Annotated in this window: 1 protein-coding gene; it reads right to left on the bottom strand. The window is 52.1% G+C overall.

The features are described 5' to 3' along the window. Nucleotides 1–374 (bottom strand): hypothetical protein (locus tag QU605_RS15370; protein WP_289726210.1); only part of this gene is annotated, 374 nt, incomplete at both ends.

Here is a 374-nt window from a genome sequence, read left to right as displayed (position 1 = left end):
GTGGTTCCTTCACTTATGGTCAGTACATTACTGCCATCCAAAGCCGCTCCGGTTACATCGTCATCGGCCACCGCATCTACATACGCTTTGGTAGCCGCATCCTGGGCTGCCGTAGGATCTGCAAGGTTGGCAATGGCTGCGCCTCCGGCATCATTACCTTCTGTAAGTACACTGCCCAGATCCTGGATCTCGTTTGAGGAATCATTGTCGTTATCTGCCACTGAGATCGTCCCTCCTCCATCAGAAAGCGTGACATCCGTGCCACTCTGGCTAAGGGTCTGAAGTTCATTGGTCGGATCTGCATCTGCATCGTCTACCAGAGAAGCCAAATCCACAGTAGCTGAGCTTCCGTTCTCTATGTCAATCTGAAGGGA

The sequence above is a fragment of the Robiginitalea aurantiaca genome (assembly GCF_030380815.1).
GTDB lineage: Bacteria > Bacteroidota > Bacteroidia > Flavobacteriales > Flavobacteriaceae > Robiginitalea > Robiginitalea aurantiaca.
This window is presented reverse-complemented; position numbering and strand designations above follow the sequence as displayed.